Annotated in this window: 19 protein-coding genes; 12 read left to right on the top strand and 7 right to left on the bottom strand. The window is 66.2% G+C overall.

Annotation, left to right across the window (positions count from 1 at the left end):
- Nucleotides 1-245: 245 nt before the first annotated feature.
- The 7 genes from ACQP0C_RS10335 (at nucleotide 246) to ACQP0C_RS10305 (ending at nucleotide 8526) form a co-directional block, all read left to right on the top strand.
- Nucleotides 246-1175 (top strand): helix-turn-helix transcriptional regulator, encoded by a 930-nt coding sequence (locus ACQP0C_RS10335; protein WP_433732714.1) that lies wholly within the window; start codon nucleotides 246-248, stop codon nucleotides 1173-1175.
- Complete coding sequence (gene cyaB, locus ACQP0C_RS10330; RefSeq protein ID WP_433732713.1) at nucleotides 1126-1755, top strand: class IV adenylate cyclase; 630 nt, start codon at nucleotides 1126-1128, stop codon at nucleotides 1753-1755. The genes ACQP0C_RS10335 and cyaB overlap by 50 nt, the downstream gene beginning before the upstream one ends.
- 377 nt (nucleotides 1756-2132) lie before the next feature.
- Nucleotides 2133-2969 (top strand): SDR family oxidoreductase, encoded by an 837-nt coding sequence (locus tag ACQP0C_RS10325; RefSeq protein WP_433732712.1) that lies wholly within the window; start codon nucleotides 2133-2135, stop codon nucleotides 2967-2969.
- A 78-nt stretch (nucleotides 2970-3047) separates the two neighbouring features.
- Nucleotides 3048-4097, top strand: coding sequence for a 3-oxoacyl-ACP synthase III family protein (locus tag ACQP0C_RS10320; RefSeq protein ID WP_433732710.1), 1050 nt, complete (start codon nucleotides 3048-3050; stop codon nucleotides 4095-4097).
- Between the two features lie 3 nt (nucleotides 4098-4100).
- A complete protein-coding gene (locus ACQP0C_RS10315; protein ID WP_433732709.1) occupies nucleotides 4101-5009 on the top strand; it encodes a hypothetical protein in 909 nt (302 codons plus the stop codon).
- Nucleotides 5010-5232: 223 nt separating this feature from the next.
- On the top strand, nucleotides 5233-7305 hold the full coding sequence (locus ACQP0C_RS10310) for a LuxR C-terminal-related transcriptional regulator (protein WP_433732708.1): 2073 nt from the start codon (nucleotides 5233-5235) through the stop codon (nucleotides 7303-7305).
- A 141-nt stretch (nucleotides 7306-7446) separates the two neighbouring features.
- On the top strand, nucleotides 7447-8526 hold the full coding sequence (locus ACQP0C_RS10305; protein ID WP_433732707.1) for a DUF4389 domain-containing protein: 1080 nt from the start codon (nucleotides 7447-7449) through the stop codon (nucleotides 8524-8526).
- 4 nt (nucleotides 8527-8530) lie between these two features.
- On the opposite strand, the gene ACQP0C_RS10300 is transcribed toward ACQP0C_RS10305, so the two are convergent.
- Both ACQP0C_RS10300 and ACQP0C_RS10295 read right to left on the bottom strand, forming a co-directional pair.
- Nucleotides 8531-9538 (bottom strand): DNA polymerase domain-containing protein, encoded by a 1008-nt coding sequence (locus tag ACQP0C_RS10300; protein WP_433732706.1) that lies wholly within the window; start codon nucleotides 9536-9538, stop codon nucleotides 8531-8533.
- A 94-nt stretch (nucleotides 9539-9632) separates the two neighbouring features.
- Nucleotides 9633-10988, bottom strand: coding sequence for an MFS transporter (locus ACQP0C_RS10295; RefSeq protein WP_433732705.1), 1356 nt, complete (start codon nucleotides 10986-10988; stop codon nucleotides 9633-9635).
- Between the two features lie 59 nt (nucleotides 10989-11047).
- On the opposite strand from ACQP0C_RS10295, the gene ACQP0C_RS10290 reads away from it, so the two are divergent.
- The gene (locus ACQP0C_RS10290; protein ID WP_433732704.1) at nucleotides 11048-12010 is read left to right on the top strand and encodes a LysR family transcriptional regulator; all 963 of its coding nucleotides are present in this window, start codon (nucleotides 11048-11050) and stop codon (nucleotides 12008-12010) included.
- A 99-nt stretch (nucleotides 12011-12109) separates the two neighbouring features.
- Complete coding sequence (locus tag ACQP0C_RS10285; RefSeq protein WP_433732703.1) at nucleotides 12110-12640, top strand: phenolic acid decarboxylase; 531 nt, start codon at nucleotides 12110-12112, stop codon at nucleotides 12638-12640.
- Between the two features lie 15 nt (nucleotides 12641-12655).
- On the opposite strand, the gene ACQP0C_RS10280 is transcribed toward ACQP0C_RS10285, so the two are convergent.
- The 4 genes from ACQP0C_RS10280 to ACQP0C_RS10265 all read right to left on the bottom strand — a co-directional run bounded on the left by ACQP0C_RS10280 (nucleotide 12656) and on the right by ACQP0C_RS10265 (nucleotide 16100).
- Entirely contained in the window at nucleotides 12656-13528 is an 873-nt protein-coding gene (locus tag ACQP0C_RS10280) for a glycosyltransferase family 2 protein (protein WP_433732702.1), read from the bottom strand.
- 637 nt (nucleotides 13529-14165) lie between these two features.
- A complete protein-coding gene (locus tag ACQP0C_RS10275; protein ID WP_433732701.1) occupies nucleotides 14166-14774 on the bottom strand; it encodes a SanA/YdcF family protein in 609 nt (202 codons plus the stop codon).
- 56 nt (nucleotides 14775-14830) lie between these two features.
- Nucleotides 14831-15850 carry an ArsR/SmtB family transcription factor gene (locus ACQP0C_RS10270; protein WP_433732700.1) on the bottom strand — a complete coding sequence of 340 codons (1020 nt, stop codon included), beginning with the start codon at nucleotides 15848-15850 and terminating at the stop codon, nucleotides 14831-14833.
- 49 nt (nucleotides 15851-15899) lie between these two features.
- Nucleotides 15900-16100 (bottom strand): hypothetical protein, encoded by a 201-nt coding sequence (locus tag ACQP0C_RS10265; protein WP_433732699.1) that lies wholly within the window; start codon nucleotides 16098-16100, stop codon nucleotides 15900-15902.
- A 269-nt stretch (nucleotides 16101-16369) separates the two neighbouring features.
- Here ACQP0C_RS10265 and ACQP0C_RS10260 point away from each other — a divergent pair, with 269 nt between their 5' ends.
- The 3 genes from ACQP0C_RS10260 to ACQP0C_RS10250 all read left to right on the top strand — a co-directional run bounded on the left by ACQP0C_RS10260 (nucleotide 16370) and on the right by ACQP0C_RS10250 (nucleotide 18186).
- The gene (locus tag ACQP0C_RS10260) at nucleotides 16370-16762 is read left to right on the top strand and encodes a hypothetical protein (protein WP_433732698.1); all 393 of its coding nucleotides are present in this window, start codon (nucleotides 16370-16372) and stop codon (nucleotides 16760-16762) included.
- Between the two features lie 125 nt (nucleotides 16763-16887).
- Nucleotides 16888-17307 carry a transglycosylase SLT domain-containing protein gene (locus ACQP0C_RS10255; RefSeq protein ID WP_433732697.1) on the top strand — a complete coding sequence of 140 codons (420 nt, stop codon included), beginning with the start codon at nucleotides 16888-16890 and terminating at the stop codon, nucleotides 17305-17307.
- 492 nt (nucleotides 17308-17799) lie between these two features.
- Nucleotides 17800-18186, top strand: coding sequence for an LppP/LprE family lipoprotein (locus ACQP0C_RS10250; RefSeq protein WP_433732696.1), 387 nt, complete (start codon nucleotides 17800-17802; stop codon nucleotides 18184-18186).
- 9 nt (nucleotides 18187-18195) lie between these two features.
- On the opposite strand, the gene ACQP0C_RS10245 is transcribed toward ACQP0C_RS10250, so the two are convergent.
- A complete protein-coding gene (locus tag ACQP0C_RS10245) occupies nucleotides 18196-18786 on the bottom strand; it encodes a hypothetical protein (RefSeq protein ID WP_433732695.1) in 591 nt (196 codons plus the stop codon).
- Nucleotides 18787-18894 lie beyond the last annotated feature (108 nt).

The raw sequence follows: 18894 nt of genomic DNA, 5'->3' as shown, positions 1-18894 counted from the left end.
CCGGTACTCGATCACGTCCAGCAGTTCCGGTCGCAGCTTCGCTCGTTGCGCCGCGTCCAACAGCCGAATGCTGCGACTGGTGGTCGTTGACATAGTCTCGGTCTCCCCTCGCTTCGGGGCAGGTTTCGCGCTTGCCCACTTCGAGGGAACCGCCACACCCGCTGGCTCGGGGAGGTGGCAAGTCGTGGAAAGTCGGTTTGCCACACCCCACGGGAGGTAAGAATGAAACTGTGCAGGGGGAGCCGGTGAACGACCCAGTCGCCGAATACGAACGGCAACCAATGGCCGTTGCAGACCGATTGGCGCGCAAGATCAAACAGCTCAGGCTCAATGCGGGCCTGAGCCAGCGTGCCCTTGCCGCCAAGATCGGCTACTCACGGCAGTACGTCTCTATGACCGAATGGGAAGACGCCAACCTCCCCTCTCGGGAGCTAGTAGCCGCCATCGACACCGCACTGGATGCCAACGGCTCACTCATCGCCCTCCGCCGCCAGGCCAAAAACGATCAACAGATCATCCGCAGGCAACCTAGTTGCGCATTCGTGGATTCGAGCAGTCTCGACTACGGCCCCATCGAGTTGCCGGGCGTCGAGGAACTGCCACTACTGCTCGACCCACATGCCGCCGATGTGGCGAAATCCGACCCTGGACAACATCCCCATGAGCTGACTGCGGTAAGCGCGGTCTATCCGTGCCAGGCTGAGGTAGCGGACGAAGTCCGCAGACTTGCGAAAGAGGCTGGGGCCATTGACATCATGGCCATTCGGGGACTAGGAATTCTTGGCCTGAACGACTCACTACTGCGTAAAACTATCCCGCGTGGGACACAGTTGCGTGTGCTGCTACTCAACCCTGACTCGGCAGCGGTCGCCCACCGCGCCGAAGAGATCGGAGAATCAACCGAATCGTTTGCAGCGGGCATCCGGCTCGCGATCGCACGCATCGAAGAACTAGCTGCCCTAGGAAGACCCGTCGAGGTCTATCTCTACGATCAGATTCCCGTGTGGCGCATCATCAGGATTGATGAAGTTTTGTTCGTGTCTGCATTCAACCTCCGGTACGAAGGACACACGTCACCGATCCATCGGATCGAGCCGAACGCGCTAGACGCGTTTCACTTCGCGTTTGTCCGGACGCTGGAACAAGCCTTTTCTCAGGCGGATCAAGTTGTCTGAAATGGAGCCGAGAGTGATCGAAGCCGAATACAAGGCCCGTCTCGCGGACGCTGGTGCTGTTCGGGATAAGTTGGCCGCGCTTACAACGGCCGACGTCGTCTCATATCACGACACGTATTTCGATGACCTGGATGAGTCCTTGACTGCGACCGGCCGCGAGTTCCGGTTGCGGACGATCCGTAACGAGGAGGGCGCTTTGCGCCATCTCCTGACGTTCAAAGACGCGGCAGTTGACCAGGAAACCGCGTCCAAACCCGAGTACGAAACCGTCGTGGATCAGCGGGACGCCATCGAACAGATCATCCAGCGACTGGGCTATCAACCGAAGATCTCCTTCACCAAGCAGTGCGAGAACCACCGGTTCATCGCCGCAGGACGCGAGATGCTCGCAACGGTTGTCACCGTTCCCGAAATCCACGGAACGTTCCTGGAACTGGAGACCCTCGTCGACACCGAGGACGACCTCGACAACGCACTCGCCGATCTCCGCACGGTGCTCACCGCGCTCGAAGTCTCGTCCGATCAGCTCACTACCGAGCTGTACACCGATGCCGTAAGAGCTAGCCGCCACACAAGATAACCAGCACCGACAGTGCGGGCTGCGCTGGCTCCACGACGGTCGGACTGCGACGGGCGCGCGGTGGTTTGGCCCGCCGAACCGACTGGTACCAGTGCCTGTCATGCGGTCCTGCCCGGCTTCGGCGTCAATTCAGGTAGCGGGTTGCGCTGATCGATCCGAGTGGAACGACCGACCCCTATCGCCCCCTATCGGCGGTCATGTGCAACGGCTACAACTCGCGCACAGCATCATCGGCCGGAATTCGGCCGTGCGCGTGCTGATCTGCATGATCGGTCAACGGCCAACGGCGGCCGGGACTTTCGCATACATTGGGCAACCCGGTAGCGGCGGTTGACGGCCGGAATTCGGCCGTGCGATCGGTGGCAGGGTGATCGGACATGAAGACGATCCTGATTACGGGGGCCACCTCGGGCATCGGTCTCGAGGCCGCGCAACAGCTTGCCGCAGGGGGCGAGCGGCTGGTGTTGGTCGGCCGGAATCCGCAGAAGCTCGCCGACAGTGCGGAATTGGTGCGGGCCGCGGGGGCAGGGGCGGTCGACACACTGGAATGCGATATGGCATCGCAGTCGTCGGTGCGCCAGCTCGCCAAGGCCATCGAGGCCGCCTACGACCGCATCGATGTCCTGGCCAATAACGCGGGCGGCTATCACCAGACGCGCACCGAAACCGAGGACGGTATCGAGGCGACCTTCGCAACCAACCATCTCGGCGGCTTTCTGCTCACCGAACTGCTCACCGATCTGCTGGTCCGCAGCGCTCCGGCGCGCATTCTGTTCACCTCCTCGGTAATGCACTACGGCGCGACGCTCGACTTCGACGATCTCGGATTCCGCACCGGCTATTCGGGCGAAAAGGCCTACAGCCGGTCCAAACTGGCCAATGTCCTCTATGCCCGTGCGCTGGCGCGCCGTTTCGACGGCACCGGGGTGACGGTCAACGCCTTTCATCCCGGCGCGGTATCGACCGGCATCTGGACTTCGCTGCCGTGGTTCGGACAACCGGTGGTCTCGCTCGCCAAACGCATCTTCTTCATCTCCGCGGCCGAGGGCGCCGCCGCGCTCACCTACCTTGCGACGGATCCGGGCGTCGCCGAGGTAACCGGAGCCTATTTCCGCAAGACCCGCGAGCGCGAACCTTCGCGCTTGGCCCGCGACGACCGGATCGGCCAGCGATTGTGCGAGGTGAGCGCGTCTTTGGTCGGGTTGCCCGGGTAGCAACCACGCAATCTCCGACAGTGCCGTCGAAACTCCTGGCAACACAAGGAAATACACGCGACACAGAAAGCAGGGGAAATGCTGCGCACGCGTTTCGAGTCCATCGGCTCGTACACACCATCCACCGTCCGTTCCACCGAGGAGATCATCTCCGGACTGACCGTCCCCAGATCCCTGGACCTGGAACGAATTACCGGCATCAAGAATCGGCGGGTCTACGATTCCAGCGACGAGGGCTATGAATCCTCCTTCGATCTGGCCCTGCGCGCCATCGAAGACTGCCTGGCGCATTCCGATTACGCGGCCGAGGATATCGATGTCGTCATCTCGGCCTCCATTACCCGTACCCGCGGCAGGGAAGTCTTCTGCTACGCACCGTCATTCGCAGTCATGCTCGGCAAGGAGATCGGCACGACCAATGCCCGCCATTTCGATGTCTCGAATGCCTGCGCGGGCATGATGACCGGTGTGCTGGTGCTGGATCGGATGATCAAGGCCGGTGTGGTGCGCAATGGCCTGGTGGTCAGCGGCGAACAGATCACCCCGATCGCCGAGACCGCGGCCCGCGAGATCAGCAAGCCCTACGATCCGCAATTCGCGGCGCTGACCGTCGGCGATGCGGCGGTCGCGGTCGTGCTCGACGATCGCGGCGACGATGACGACGAGATCCACTACGTCGAGTTGATGACCTCGGCCGAGGGCGCCGAACACTGCATCGGCATGCCGAGCGACCGATCCTCGGGAATCGCGCTCTACACCGATAACCGCGCCATGCAGAACGAGGGCCGCTACCTCCAGGGCATCAGCCGCATCGCCACCTTCCTGGAGGAGACCGGGCGCAACTGGGCGGGCGAGAAATACGACTACTGGATCCACCACCAATTCAGTGCGCCCGCCATCGAATACATCGCACACCTGACCGAACGGCACTTCGGCACCTCCATGCCGCAATCGCTCAATGTGCTGCACGAATTCGGCAATACTGCGTCGACCTCGCATTTCGTCGTCCTACACGAATATCTCGCGCAGCAGCAGATTCCCAAGGGGTCCAAGGTGCTGATGATTCCGGAGGCCTCCGGAATCGTCTCCGGACACCTCGCCGCGACCATCTCCCGTCTGGAGGCCTGAACCATGCCGACCACCATTCTCGCGGCCGCCATCAATGCCGATCTCGATACCGGCAGCTACTTCGAACTCGCGGCCCGCGCGGCCACCGCCTGCCTGACACAGGCGGGCGTCGTCGCCGACGAGGTCGGAATGCTCATCAACGCCGGGGTTTTCCGTGATCGGAACATCTCCGAACCCGCAGTATCGGCGCTCATCCAGAAGCGCGTCGGCATCGGCCTCGAATACACCCCGGGCCGAGTGCCCGCCTTCTCCTTCGATCTGATGAACGGCGCGAGCGGACTGCTGCACGCGATCTGCGCCGCCGACTGCTTCCTGACCACCGGCGAAGTCGAGTACGCGCTGCTCGTGGCCGGGGATACGCACCCGTCGACCGAACGTCATGTCGACGGATTCCCCTACAGCACAAGCGGTGCCGCGATTCTGCTCGGAAACTCAGGACCCGCACGCGGATTCGGCCCGCTGCACAGCACCGACACCGCAGGCCCCGCCGACCCGACCGCCTGGGTGGCGATGGGCGAGGCGGGTGCGAACGGTCGGCGGGCCATGAGCACCCGTCGCGGTAATGACGACCCGGTCGAGTTGGCCGCCGTTGTCGTGCGCGACTGCCTCACCGCCGAAGGGCTCGATGCCGCCGATATCGCCGAGGGACGCACCGTCCTGCTCGCACCCACCTGGACCCTCGCCTTCCGCACCCGGCTGGCCGACGCACTCGGCTTCACACCGGAGTCGGTCGTCGGCGTCGATCCCTCCGTGGACAATCCGTATTCCGCGGCCCCGGTGCACGCCTACCTGTGCGCGCGCAATAGGGGCGTACTCGCCGGGGCACGCACGGTGCTGTTCCTGGCCGCCGACGACACCTCGGCCGCCTGCCTCGCCTACCGCCAGCACGCACTGGCGCTCGTCGGGAGTTGATGACACGAAAAGCATTGAAACAACTCATATTACGAAGTAATCACCCGTTGTAGTGACAGGATCGGACCGGCGAATTACCCTGACTTCACCGGCTGGATCTTCGGGTGCGTCGCCGCGCCCTTCCCGCTGCGACGATGCCGCATCCTCAGTGCACCCGAGCTGCTCGTTTTCGATGGTGCTCTCCCACAGTCGGGCACACCACCTCGACGAAGGGGCTCCGAGTATGCGTCAGCCTGTCCTACCGCACCGCGCACCCCTGGCGCAGCACGAGCCCCGATCCCATCGCGGGCACTGGGCCGACTTCGCCAAATCCCGGGTCGGTCAGGCCATGGCCGTACTCGGGCCCGCGAGCACCGTCGGCTTGGTCGCCGAACTGCTCGATGCGGATGCGGACGCGATAGCGGCGGTGGTCCAGCAGCTCACCGAAACCCCGGGGGCACGCTTCGAGCATCCGGAGGTCGGCGAGCGGATCCTGCGCAGCACTCCCGAAGAGGTCCGGCAGCAGTTGCACAGCCGGGCCGCGCAACTGCTGCACCACCACGGTTTTCCGGCGTGCACCATTGCCGACCACTTGGTCGAGGCCGGTGCCGCCGGATACCCGTGGGCGGTCGAGGTACTGCTGGGCGCCGCCGAGGACGCGATGACCAATGACCAGATCGATCTGGCCGTCGATCGGCTGGAACTGGCCTACCGCGCCACCCGCGACGCGGGCGAACGTGCCTCGATCGCGATTCGACTCGTCTGTCTCGAATGGCGGATCAACCCGTCCACCCGCTCGCGCCAGTTCACCCGGTTGAAGGCGGCGCTGCGCGCGGGCCGGGTGCCGCATCGCGAATTGCCCGCCGCCATCATGTACCTGCTCTGGCACGGACAGGTACAGCAGGCCGATCACGCACTCGGCCAGCTGAACAGCGGCGATCCCGACGAGGCGGCCCCCGAGATCGACTTCCTGCGCGCCTGGCTGCGGTACTCCTATCCCCCGCATGTGCCACGCCATCCACGCCTGTTCGCGACTGCCGCGCGGCCGCCGCGGGTGCGCACCGATCAGCATTCGCCGCATCGGCACGGTGCCGATCTGCTGTCCGGTTTGTTCACCCAGCCGCTCGATGAAATCGCCACGCTCGCACAGCGTCTGCTCACCAGCCATCGCCTCACCTCGACCACCATCGAAACCCTGGTCGCGGCGGTGCACTGCCTCATCTACAGCAATCGGCTCGATACCGCGGCGGCCTGGTGCGGATCACTGCTGGCCGAGGCCGAGGCCCGCCGCGCGCCGACCTGGCAGTCGATCTTCGCTGGTCTGCGCGCGGAAACCATGTTGCGCAAGGGCAATATTCGCGACGCGACCACCGATGCGGCGCTCGCCCTCAATTACGTACCGGCCGAACACCTCGGCCTGTGGAGCGGCACGCCGATCGCCGCGATGGTGCATGCGCTGACCGTATCCGGTCGCCATGCCGAGGCCGCGGCACACCTGGAAAGACCCCTGCCACGAACGATTTTCGACTCACGCTTCGGCCTGCCGTATCTACACGCGCAAGGCCACCATCACCTCGCCGTCGGGCGGGCCGACGAGGCGCTGCGCAGCTTCCGCCGCTGCGGCTATCTCATGGACCGGTGGAATATGGACTTCCCCTGGCTGGTGCCGTGGCGCAATGACATTGCCGCCGCCCATCTCGCGCTCGGTGAGCATCGGCAGGCGCGCGAGTTCGCGACCAGACATCTAGAACTGCTCGGCGCCGCCGATCGGCATCGCTCCGGTGGCGTCTCGCTGCGGCTGCTCGCCGCCACCAGCGATCGCTATCAGGGCTTCCGACTACTGCGCGAGTCCGCCGCCATCGCCCGTACCGGCGGCGACGACGTCGAATTGGCCACGGTCCTCGGCGAACTCGGCAAGGCGCATCGCGCCGTCGGTGATCACGACCGCTCCCGCGCGCTGCTGCGTGATGGCGTGCGCATCGCCGAGGCCTGCGGCGCCGAGGCGCTACTGCGCGATCTGCTCGACGGCAGACCCCAAACGGGGGCGCAACCACCCCAACCCATGCCCGCACTCACCCCGATCCCGGGTGGGCTCGCGACACTGAGCCCCGCCGAGCGCCGCGTCGCGGAGCTGGCCGCCCGCGGCAAGGCCAATCGCGAGATCGCCGACAAACTCGCCATCACCACCAGCACCGTCGAACAACACCTCACCCGCGTCTACCGCAAACTCGGTGTCGCCCGCCGCGGTGAGCTGTCGTTCGTCCTCCCGACCGGGCGCACCGGATCGACCGATACCGCCGCGTCGGCAACCGGCTAGCGTTTCCGCTTATCACATCTGGGCCTGCTCATATGGGGATTTAGGCGCAGTTGCCGATCGATCAGCGACCCGCGAGCTACATTCGTTCCACTCATCCGAGTTCTGGAAATTCCGCTGAACGAAGGAAGCGAGTGGGTCGCGATGGTAACCAACGAAGGATCGCCGACCAGTGGCGAAGCATTGGTCGAACTGGATGTCTTTCCGCCGGAGCAACACCGCCGCTGGACCGTACTGCTGCGGCTGCTTTTGGCCATACCGCACCTGATCGTTTTGTATGCGCTGGGCTACGCCGCGTTCGTGGTGGTGGTCTGCGGCTGGTTCGGCGCATTGGTGCTCGGCCGGTTGCCGGAGTGGTGCGGTGAGTTCCTGCGCGGGTATTTCGGCTACGCCGCGCGAGTGTACGGCTACCTGGGACTGCTGGTCGACGACTATCCGCCGGTGTGGACCGCGCCGGACTATCCGGTTCGCCTGGAGTTCCCGGCGCCGACGCCGTTGAACCGGGTGGCGGTGTTCTTCCGGCTCATCCTGGCGTTGCCGATTCTGGTGCTGTCGTACTGGTTCAGCATCGGCTGGTTCATCGTCGCGTTCATTCTGTGGCTGATCGTCCTGATCACCGGGCGGATGCCCGGTGCGGTCTTCGAGGCCACCTCGGCGGTGCTGCGCATCGAAATGCGGGTGTCGACCTACACGTATCTGCTGACGCCCGCCTACCTGAAGGGCGTCTTCGGCGATAAGGTCGCGGCCCCCGCGCCCATGCCAGGTGCTCCCATGCCAGGTGCTCCCATGCCAGGTGCGCAGATGCCAGGTGCGCAGATTCCCGGTGCACCCGTGCCCGGTGCGTCACTGACCCAACCGGCACCGCAATCCCCGACCCGCCCGCTGCTGGTCTCCAGCGGTGGCCGCGCCTTGCTGATCGTCATGCTCGTCCTCGGCATCCTCGGCAGCATCGCCCAGTTCACGACGAACCGGGGCAACGATGACGATTATGCCGACTCGATCTCCAGCTCACGGCTCGCCGCGCAGGTCACCATCGACTACATCGACGACACCGGGCACACACCCCAGCACGTGAGCTGCCCCAGTACCCTGGGCGCCGAGATCGGCGCGACGGAAATCTGCACCGTCACCGACAACGGCCGCGAGATCCGTGCCCAGGTTACCGTCGACGCGATCACCGACGGGGCCGCGCACTTCCGCACGGTCATCGAACGTCAGGACTGAAAGGCTAAGTCTGCCTGCGGGCCCGGGCCCGGCGCTTGCCCTCGTGCATGGCCTGGACCCGGGCCACCGGGATGGTGTGGCCCTCGGCGATGAGATCGGCGGGCAAGGTCTGTGGCGCGGGCATCTCCCGAGTCCACGGGTCGTGCTCGCCCAAGAGTTTCGGTGCGGTTCGCACGGTGAAGTCGGCCGGGCTGATATCGGCGAGCTGGGCCCATTCGACGGGAAACGACACCGGCACACCGGGACGCACGCGCGGGCTGTAGGCGGCGACCACGGTCGCGCCGCCCGCGCGCGTCGAATCCAGGAAGACCTTGCCCGCGCGGTCCTCGCGGATGAACTCGGTGGTGGCCAGGGCCGGGTCGATGCGTTCGGCCCTGGCCGCGATCGCCCGGGTGGCGGCGGCGACATCCTCGATCGGGATGCCGGATTCGATCGGCACGAAGATGTGAACGCCCTTGGCGCCGCTGGTTTTCACCGCGCCCGCCAGTCCGTCGTTCGCCAGCGCCTGTCTGATCAGTTCCGCGGCCAGTACGACCTGTTGGAACGGTCCACCCGCTGGCGGATCGAGATCCAGGATGAGATGCGTCGGCCCCTGGGCGTGATCGGCGAGCAGCAGCGTCGGGTGATATTCGACCGCGCGCTGATTGCCGAACCACAGCAGCGTGCGCACGTCATCGCAGAGTGCATAGGTCACTTCGCGTTTGGAGGTCTCGGCCCACACGGTCACCCGCCGCACCCAGTCCGGGGTGTACTTCGGCAGGTTCTTCTGCATGAACGGTTCCTGCCCCGGCCGGATGCGCACCACCGAGAGCGGGCGATCCCGCAACTGCCGAACCAACCGATCACCGGCGAATTCGAGATAGTCGATCAGATCGCGCTTCGTCGCCTGCGCACCGTCGAACAGCGGTGCGTCGAGATTGGTCAGCTCGACACCCGCACGGACCTCTGCCCCGCGTCCACCGGCCACCCGGCCACCACCCGTCGTCGAATCGCTGTGCGATGCGGCACTCATCGGCCAACCATGCCCCGCGGCCCGGGATACGGTCAACCATCGATGGCCGTCGCCAGGCACGGCGAGGTCGGCCGAATCGCGCTCTGAACCCGCGTCAGGATTCGGATGCGCGGTGGTGACCGAAGACGACGAAGGCGAGCGCGCAGGCCGCCGCGGAGGTCAGCATTGCCCAGCCGATGCCCGGCGTGACGAGCCCGCCCATGACGGCGACGCCGAGGGTCGCACCGGCTTGGCGGACCGCGTTCAACAGACCGCCGACCGCACCGGCGGTACCCGGTGGAGCCGCGTTGACGATGGCGGTGACCAAGGCCGGAAGGGCGAAGGCCACACCGAATCCCGACAACAGCAGACCCGACGCCAGCACCGGGTAGGCGAGGCTGGCGAAGACCGCGACGGCCAGCACGGCACCGCCCGCCGCGAGCAGGCCGAGTCCGGCCAGGATCGGGCGGCGCGCGCCGACGCGGGCGACGATCTTGCCAGCCAGCGGTGGGATCAGGGCGAAGGGAACGGTCAGCGGCAGGAATGCCAGTCCGGTCTGCAGCGGGCTCAGGTGGCGTTGCTGTTGCAGCAGCAGTGGCAAGACGAACAGCGCGCCGGTGAGCGCGAAGTTGACCGCCGCACCCGCGAACAACCCGGCCCGCACCCGACCCTCGCGCAGTAGTTCCCGATTCAATACCGGTGCGGCACTGCGTCGTTCGAGGACTACGAAAGCAACCGTCGCGAGCACGGTGCCGCCGAGCGAGCACGCGGCATGCCCTAACGACTGCGCACCCGCCGCGATCAGCGCGTCGGTGCACAGCGCGAGGCCGACGGCCGCGATCAGCTGCGCCGGCCAGTCGATGCGGCGCTCGCCACGGGCGCAGCGCACCGCTGAGCCCGCGCTCAGCGCCAGCACGACAATCGCGATGGGCACATTGACGATGAAGATCGAACGCCAACCGGCCAGCCCGACCAGTGCGCCGCCCGCGATCGGCCCCGCCGCGACCGCCGCACCGCTGATCGCCGCCCAGGTCGAGATCGCGCTGGCGCGCCGTGCCGGAGCCGGATAGAGCTGGCTGATCATCGCCATCGAAGCGGGCACACACGCCGCCGCGGCCACTCCGAGCAGCACCCGCAGCGCGACCAAGGACCACAGGTTCGGCGCGCCCGCGCTCAGCAGCGATACCACACCGAAAGCTACTGTGCCACAACGAAATACCTGATGCGCACCATAGCGATCGGCGACCGCGCCCGCGGAGAGCAGCAGCGCGGCGAACGCGACGGTATAGCCGGTGGTCGCCCATTGCAGTCCGGCGACCGAGATGTGCAGCGACGCCGCCAGATCCGGTTCGGCGACCGAGAGCACCGTCATATCCAGCAACACCATGAAGTACCCGAGGGATATTCCGAGCAGGGCGCGGGTCCGCCCGCTCGACGCGGACGTGCGCGCCCGCGATTGCAGAATGCTCATCTGGTGCAACAGCTCCCGATCAGATCGACTCGAATGGTGACGCGGTCGACTCTGGTCGGGTGGGCACGGCCGCTCCACCGGCCGCGGCGCACGGAGCATTCGGAATATCCGAATGCTCCGGCACCGTTGGCCAGGCCATGGAGTTACGTCAGCTGCGAACCTTCGAGGCCGTGGTGCGCCATCGCACCGTCACCGATGCGGCGGTGGCGCTCGACCTCGCGCCGTCATCGGTGTCGCAGCAGATCCGCACGCTGGAGTCCGCACTCGGGGTCGAGCTTTTCGTGCGCGACCCCAAAGGCATGCGGCTGACCCCCGCGGGCCAGCGCCTGACCGGGTGGGCACGGCGGCTGCTCGACCTGGCCGAACAGGCGACCCGCGAGGTGCGGGCGGAACGGCCGCTGCTGCGGCTCGGCGCACTGGAAACCCTCGCGGGCACCTATGTGCCGCAGGTGCTGGCGCGGCTGGCGCAGCGACGGCCGGATCTCGAGGTCGAGGTGCGCTCGGATCGGGCCCGCGACGGACTGCTCGCCGATGTGATCGGCGGCGAACTCGATGCGGCACTGCTACTGGATTCCGGTGGTGCCGTGGGGGATCTCGGGTTCCCGGCACCGGCCGAACCGCTGGCCTTCCTCGACCTGGACCCGGTGCCACTGGCCCTGGTCGCGGCGCCCACCCATCCGCTCACGGATAAGTCGGCCCTGACACCGGCCGATCTGATCGATGAGCGGCTGCTGGTCAATGTGCCCGAATGCTCGTTCTGGATGGCCGGGGAGCGGGTTCTCGGCTCGGGTCCGCGGCGGGTCAGGGCCGGTGCGGTTCCGGTGATGCGGGCCTGGGCCGAGCACGGACTCGGCATATCCCTGCTGCCGGAATTCGCGGTCGCCGACGGTCTCGCACATGGCACGCTGGTCCGATTGGACTTTCCGGTGCCCGATCTGAGTCTGCGGCTGGTATGGCGGGCGGATCAAGAATCCCTGCCCGGAATGCGCGAGATCCTCTACGCCGCCGCCCGGCCATGCTGACGGCGTTCCCGGCAAATCGGCCGCAATGTCCGTCCGAGTGGTTAGGCTGACGACAAAGCCCTGGTCCCGACGGCGTAGGTCGACCGAGAGGAGTCAGTGATGAGCGTGCGGCAGCCAGCCTGGACGGCCTCAGCCCTGACCGGTGATCTGTCCGGCATTGTCGGAAAGCACCTGATCTACGCCTACGACAACGGCTGGAAGTACGAGATCTACGTGCGCGATTGGCACACGATCGATTCGCGCTGCTTGATGGGACCGATGTTCGGGCGCTGGTCCAAGAATCAGACCGCGAAGCTGGTCCAGCTCAGCGACGATATGTACAAACTCGCCTGGGTGGAGGAGACCGGCACCACCACCGTGATCATCATCTGGCTCGGGGATCGCCGCGTGCACACCACGATCTCCTATCCGCAGTGGATGCTCGACTACCCCGAGAGCACGCTCACCCGCTACGAACACAATCTCGACGCGATTGTCGCCGACCGCGACAAGGGACCGACCTATCCGCTCACGCTGGTCTCCGCGACCGGGCGCATCACCTTCCTGGAATCCCGGGGTATCGACGACGACACGGTGATCAACTGTCCACCGCACAAACTGCCGCCGGGCTACGCCGTGCAGTCCAACTGATCGTCAGGCGTTTCCCTAGCGCCGTAGCCGCTGAGTTATCGCGGTCCGCAGTACCGACAGCGCGCCCCGGACTATCAGGCCCGCCGCGACCAGCGGTGCGAACAGCAGCCATGGTGAGCCCTGGTGGTAGTCGCAGTAGAACCGCAAGGCGCTGCGGTGGTGGCTGCGGATCTTGCGGAACGGCGCCGACCGCATACTGCCGCCCTCGCGATGACGGATCTCGACGTCCGGATCGAGTACGACCCGCCATCCGGCGCGGTGCATATCCAACGCCATCTTGGTTTCCTCGAAGTACAGAAAGTACCTGGCATCGAACCCGCCGACGGCATCGAAGGCCTCGCGGCGGAACAGCATGCAGCAGCCGGAGATCCAGTCGACATCGCTGACCGTGGTCACCGGATCGCCGAAATACGCGCGGGTGGCGGGATTGCCGGGCCACACACCACCGAGCAGGGCATGGGCGATCCCCACCGCGAGCGACGGGAACCGACGGCCACTCGGGTAGGGCGTTCCGTCCAGTCGGGCTATCCGCGGTCCGATCATGCCGATCGTCTTGTCGGTGCGGGCGGTCTCGACGAGTGCCGCTATCGAACCCGGTGCGAGGTGGGTATCAGGGTTGGCGACGAGAATCCATTCGGCATTCGTCGCGGCCGCGCCCTGGTTGATCGCGGCGGCCAGGCCGACGTTCTTGCGATTGCGGATCACCGTGCCGCCGAAGTCGTCGACGATATCGGCGCTGTTGTCGGTCGAGGTGTTGTCGATGCCGATCACCTCGAGCGTCAGTGGCTCGACGGCCGCGGGTAGCGATTTCAAGAAGGGCGGCAGGTCCTCTGCGCTCTGGTAGGTGACGAGGACGAGACCGACGGTCTTCTCATCGCGAGCGGGCATGCCCGCGAACCTAGCAGGCCGCGAGCCGCTCTGTGGGGCCGATCCCGAGATGCTGCGAACAGTTGGTCCCCGGTCAGCCGGTGTTGCACTGATTCACCCGCGACCGGATGGGTACCGCTGCGGTGAGGAGGAACGCACATGACGCGTCCAGTGCCACCGAATCCGAGCCCTATCCCGCCGACGCCGATCCCCGACCCGGTTCCGCCGATGCCGATCCCGGATCCGGTCCCACCGCGTCCCGGCCCCGAGCCGGTTCCCGGCCCTGAGCCGGTCCCGGGCCCCGAGCCGTTCCCTGAGCCCGAACCCGCGCCCGGCCCGGATCCCTTCCCCCGGCCGGCGCCCACCCCCGACCCGCAGCCCGCACCACCGACACCCAGCCCCGAACCACAGCCCGAACCACCTCCGGAACCAGTCCCGACACCGACGCCGCCGATTCCAGACCCGGCACCACACCCGGATCCGAACCGACCGCCACCTATCCCGAACCCCGGCGGACCGATCGATCCGATGGATCCCGCGCTGCCGGATCCGCGTTGATTCCGCACGCGCGAGAACAGTGCGATATCCCTGAGTAACGCACCGCCGCCGCCGTCGCCGACTGCGGCCAGCCATGGTCGGAGACCACGGAGCAGTGTGGTCAGCGACAGATCACTGCGGCGACCGCTTTCGGCGCGGCGAGCCATTCGCGAATATTGTTGCGGACCTTTGTTATTCGCCTGCAATCGCAATATGCGATGACCCCGTCGGCATCGATGCCTGCGGCGCGGCACAGAGCAACCGCCCGTGGCAGATGCTGATACTGGGTGACGATGATCGCGCGGTCGATGCCGAACAGGCTCTTGGCTCGCTCGCAGGTCGCGCGGGTCGACAATCCTTCGCCGTCGGAGCGCACGACCGTCGGATCGACGCCATGGTCGACGAGATACTTTGTCATCGAGGCGATTTCGTCCCCCGAGGTGCCAGCGGCCGCACCGGACACCAGGATCTCGTGCACTTTTCCGGCCCGCAGCAATTCGATCGCCACATCGAGTCGCCCGCGCAGATACGCCATCGGGGCTCCATCCGGCCCCACCCTCGCCCCGGGCACGATCACCACGGGAACCCTCGGCGCGGCCGCGGGTCCGGACCGATGTCCGGAAGACACCAGCCACAACCGGATGTTGGCCCCACCGACGGCCAACGCAGCCCCGGCGACCAGCCCGACCCCTGCCCACCGCACCCGTACCGGTCCACCCTGCTCTACCACGCCGAACTCTCCCAGTCGGTTATGCACTGCACGTGCCCGACCATACTGGCGCGGCATCAAGCGATACGCACACCACTGTCGAGATCACCGTCGAGCAGCGCGATGCCGAGCGTCGTCGCCTGATGCCGCATCGCATTGCGGTGCCGCCAACTCTCGATCAGCCCGGCCTCCCGCAGGATCGATGCGTGTTCGCTGGCCGTCGCGGGTGAAATACCAAGTCGGCGTGCGAGTTCGGTCGTCGAGCAGCCCTCGGCGATCACCTGCAGCGCGGCGGCGCGCGTCCGGCCGAGCAGCGCGGTCAGCGCCTCATTGGTCGCCCGCGGACCCCACGCCGACGCGAAATCGGCGATATCGCGCAGCACCGGAACCACCAGCGTCATCGGCGAGTCCTTGTCGATGGTGGATTTCAGCAGCAGCGGCCCGGGCCAGGCGAACAGCGACGGAATAATGATCAGTCCACGGCCGTCGAGGTGTTCGTCGTGGCAGCCGGTCATGGCCAGCACCTCCAGCACCGGCGCGCGCCACCGCGCGAGCGGCGCGAGCGCGGCGAAGAGCCGTTCCACCCCCTCGGTGGCAAGGGTGCGGGCCATCCGTTCGGCGGCCACCTCGAGATAGGACTGCAGATGCACCCACCGACCGGCGAACGCCGCCGAATGAAATGCCTGGACAGCGGCCGCGACATCGCGCCGCACCGCACTATCGCGGTCGGACAGGCCGCGCGCCCACGTGGGCAGCGGACGCTCGGTCCGCGCGCGGCTGCGATCGGTATGCTCCACCTCTCTGCGCAGTTCATCGCGAGAGGCCAGATGCAGCGCCTCGATTCCGGCGGAGATCGACCGCGCGGCGCGGGTGGGCGTGATCAGGTCGACGAAGGGATCGACGCCAGGGATCAGATCGGCGAGCATGCCGAAGTCCCCCGGTATCGCACGCCGCACCTGACTGCGCCACCCGTCGTACAGCGACGCATCGGTGCGTTGCAGCACCCTGGTGGCCAGCACGGTTTCACCCAGCGCACCGAGCGGTGGCCCGATCCTGATGCGCGTCAGATCCTCGGGTGTGCAATAGATCCGCTTCATGCGCTGCCCCGCATCGCCGTGCCCAGGTATCGCACCACGGTACCCGCGATCACCGCGGACCTCGCACCATCACGGCGAGCACCGGATCCAGCCGCTCCAACTGCTGATCAGCGGTCGACGGCAGCGAGAACGTCACCATCCAGCGCAACCACATCAGCCACCACCGCGTCCGCCCGGCCGCGCTGTCGGCCAGGCGACCGATCGCCAGCGCGAAACCGCCGACCGGCCGTACCGCAACTTCGTTCAACATCTCCGACTCCTGCATTGTCACTGTTCAGGAGCCTAGAAATCAGCGGCCCGGATCCTCACCATGTTTCGGCCGTGGCCTAAACACCGTCGAATAGGCCCTGCCAGCTCAGCCGATCGAGATACCGGTCGAACACGTGCGACGATCGCGGCCGCCATCGGCAGCGATTGCAGTGCCCGTGCCGTGGCCCGACAACACGAGGTAGCGCCCCTATTCCGGATGCGGTCAACGGGTATCGGCATGACCGCACGAATTTTGGGAAGCCGATCTGTGTGAACAGCACTCGAACCATCCCCGAGCAGCGGCACCGGGTGGCGGTCGCGGTCGGCGTGCTCGCCATCGCCTGGGCGGCGGGGTGCTCCACATCCGAGCAGGAGCAGGCCGCGCCGACCTCACCTGGCCCGGCCCCGATATCCGCGGTCACCATCACGATCGAAAAACAGACCTACAGCGACACGCCCCCGATCACGCCGGGCGCGGTCATCACGGTGATCAACCACGATCTGCTGAAACACAGCATCACCAGCAGAAGGCCCGGACTGTTCGACAATGAAATCGGTCCCGGCCAGACCATCACCTTCACCGCACCCGATGAAATCGGGTCACACCCCTTCTACTGCAAGTATTTCGCGCTCATGGACGGCTGGTTGAGCGTGCGTCATTGACGAAATCCGCAGGAGCGGTGCTTACCACATTCCCGGACACGCCGGAGCGGCTGCGACACAGTCACGGTAACTAATGCTTTGCTGACTATCGCATCTGTCCCGAATGTGGAGGGAGTAGATCATCGATGTCACGCATCATCAGCGCCGTTCTGGCCACTGTCTGCATGTCGTTCATCTGCGTCGCTCCCGCGGCGGCCACCACCGACAACGATGAGATCTCCGGTTCGTCGTCGGCCGGGTTCGCGTTCTCACTGGTCCGCGCGAGCAGCAAGGTCATGGCATTGACGGTTGTCCCCGCCCATCAATTCGATTCGTTCGACAAACTCGTCACGCGCGAAAGCGGTTGGGACCCCTTCGCCACCAACCCGAGCACCGGAGCCTACGGCCTCGGCCAGGCTCTGCCGCCGGAAAAGATGGCCACCCACGGCATGGACTGGCGCTTCAACCCGCTCACCCAGATCCGCTGGACCTACGACTACATGATCCAGCGCTACGGCAGCCCCGAAAGCGCCTGGGTGTTCTGGCAAGCGCACCACTGGTACTGAGTCGCTCGTCGAGTGCCCCGATAATTCGGGGCACGTTCGTCCCGCTATCCCTGTAACACCGACCGCAATTCGTCCGATGTTCCTGCTGTGCGCAAATTGGTTGTGGCACAGGGAAATTCGCGTTTGCGATCAGTTCGAGGGGAAGCCATGAGGATCAGGTCAACGGCGTTGGTCATGCTCGCGGTAAGCATTGCGATCGGCACTGCTGGATGCGGCACGAGCTCATCGCCGAGTGCTGCTACCGCAACATCAGCCCCGTCGGCGAGTTCGCCCAATGTGGTGCAGGCAGGCACCACCACCGATCGTTCGCAGCCCGCGGCCGATCCGAAACCCGCGGCGACACCGGCAGCCGAGCCCGCAGTGAGTCCGAAACCCGTAGCGACACAGGAGCCTTCGGCCACACCCGAGCCCGCCGCCGGTCCACCATCGGGAACGACCTCCGCGCCCGCGGAATCCGGGCCCTACGGCAGCGGACACGGTTTGTGCTTCGATGTGAACTCAGCACTCGCCGCCTCCGCGGTCGCTCGGTTGGCGCCGCCACCGGCCGGTGGCAGCTGGGTCGTACAGGGCGGAAGCGGTGATCCGATTCAGGCGGGATGCTCGGACGTGCTGTCGTGGATGCAGGTGGAATGGCAGGGAATTCATCCCGGAAGCCACATCCTGTTCTTCACCAACGGCACCTACCTCGGCACCGCCACGTCAAAGCCATACGGCTACACCGAAATTCTCGGCAAGACCAGGGACACCGTCTCGGTCCAGTACCGATGGGCCAAGCCCGACGATGCGCTGTGCTGCCCGCAGGGCGGACCCAGCGTGGTGACCTTCAGCTCGAGCGGCACCACCGTCCACGCGAACGGCCAGTTCCCGCCGGACAACTGAGGCGGCTGGTCACACGCAGTATTGGCAGGTCCCGCTGGCGGGGAGCTGGATGAAGCACTGCGCGCATACCGCCGGGCGGGTCGGCTGCGGCTTGGCCTCCTGCGCGGTCGGGCCCGCCGAGCGACGGCGTCCCGCCACCTTGGGAAGCAGCGGCGGGGCGGTCAGATCGGCGGGCATGGTGGCACCGTAGTGCTCATAGCACTGCCATCGGGCGTAGGACGCATGTAATTCGAGGTCGTTCGGGATCGGTAGCCCCGCGAGCTCGAGCACATATTTGTAGGTGTCGCCGACAGTGTGGTTGTCCTGCACACACAGCGAGGTCAGCGGCGGCTCGCCCGCATTGTGACAGCGCCGCGCGACCTTACGCAGAATGGCCGCCATCCAGGTCGGCGTCGGCGCCCCGGTCTGCACCCCCGACACGTCCTGCACCCGCTCGGCCAACTCCCCGACGGTAATGAAATGTCCGTATCCCGTGGCAATCTCGGCCAGCTCGGCATGCGCGGCAATCGCCCACGCCACCGTCGCCTCCCGCAATGACACCGGGTCGCCGTCACCTACCCGCCAAGCCCCAGCCGTCGCGGATACAGAACTCTCGATCACCTGATCAAGTTATCGCGCCACCCCCCGATCCACCGAATGACCCGCCGCCAAATGTGGGGTGTCACACCGCCTCGGCGGCATGGCCTTGTTCGAGCCCGCAAAGTCGTG

The organism is Nocardia sp. CA-129566, from assembly GCF_050956075.1.
Lineage (GTDB): Bacteria > Actinomycetota > Actinomycetes > Mycobacteriales > Mycobacteriaceae > Nocardia.
This window is presented reverse-complemented; position numbering and strand designations above follow the sequence as displayed.

What these genes read in the sequence shown, in the direction of transcription:
- ACQP0C_RS10295 (WP_433732705.1), bottom strand. Translation starts at nt 10,988, where the DNA reads ATGAGCATTCTGCAATCGCGGGCGCGCACGTCCGCGTCGAGCGGGCGG.
- ACQP0C_RS10300 (WP_433732706.1), bottom strand. Translation starts at nt 9,538, where the DNA reads ATGAGTGCCGCATCGCACAGCGATTCGACGACGGGTGGTGGCCGGGTG.
- ACQP0C_RS10315 (WP_433732709.1), top strand. Translation starts at nt 4,101, where the DNA reads ATGCCGACCACCATTCTCGCGGCCGCCATCAATGCCGATCTCGATACC.
- ACQP0C_RS10305 (WP_433732707.1), top strand. Translation starts at nt 7,447, where the DNA reads ATGGTAACCAACGAAGGATCGCCGACCAGTGGCGAAGCATTGGTCGAA.
- ACQP0C_RS10310 (WP_433732708.1), top strand. Translation starts at nt 5,233, where the DNA reads ATGCGTCAGCCTGTCCTACCGCACCGCGCACCCCTGGCGCAGCACGAG.
- ACQP0C_RS10255 (WP_433732697.1), top strand. Translation starts at nt 16,888, where the DNA reads ATGTCACGCATCATCAGCGCCGTTCTGGCCACTGTCTGCATGTCGTTC.
- ACQP0C_RS10285 (WP_433732703.1), top strand. Translation starts at nt 12,110, where the DNA reads ATGAGCGTGCGGCAGCCAGCCTGGACGGCCTCAGCCCTGACCGGTGAT.
- ACQP0C_RS10325 (WP_433732712.1), top strand. Translation starts at nt 2,133, where the DNA reads ATGAAGACGATCCTGATTACGGGGGCCACCTCGGGCATCGGTCTCGAG.
- ACQP0C_RS10265 (WP_433732699.1), bottom strand. Translation starts at nt 16,100, where the DNA reads ATGTTGAACGAAGTTGCGGTACGGCCGGTCGGCGGTTTCGCGCTGGCG.
- ACQP0C_RS10270 (WP_433732700.1), bottom strand. Translation starts at nt 15,850, where the DNA reads ATGAAGCGGATCTATTGCACACCCGAGGATCTGACGCGCATCAGGATC.
- ACQP0C_RS10280 (WP_433732702.1), bottom strand. Translation starts at nt 13,528, where the DNA reads ATGCCCGCTCGCGATGAGAAGACCGTCGGTCTCGTCCTCGTCACCTAC.
- ACQP0C_RS10320 (WP_433732710.1), top strand. Translation starts at nt 3,048, where the DNA reads ATGCTGCGCACGCGTTTCGAGTCCATCGGCTCGTACACACCATCCACC.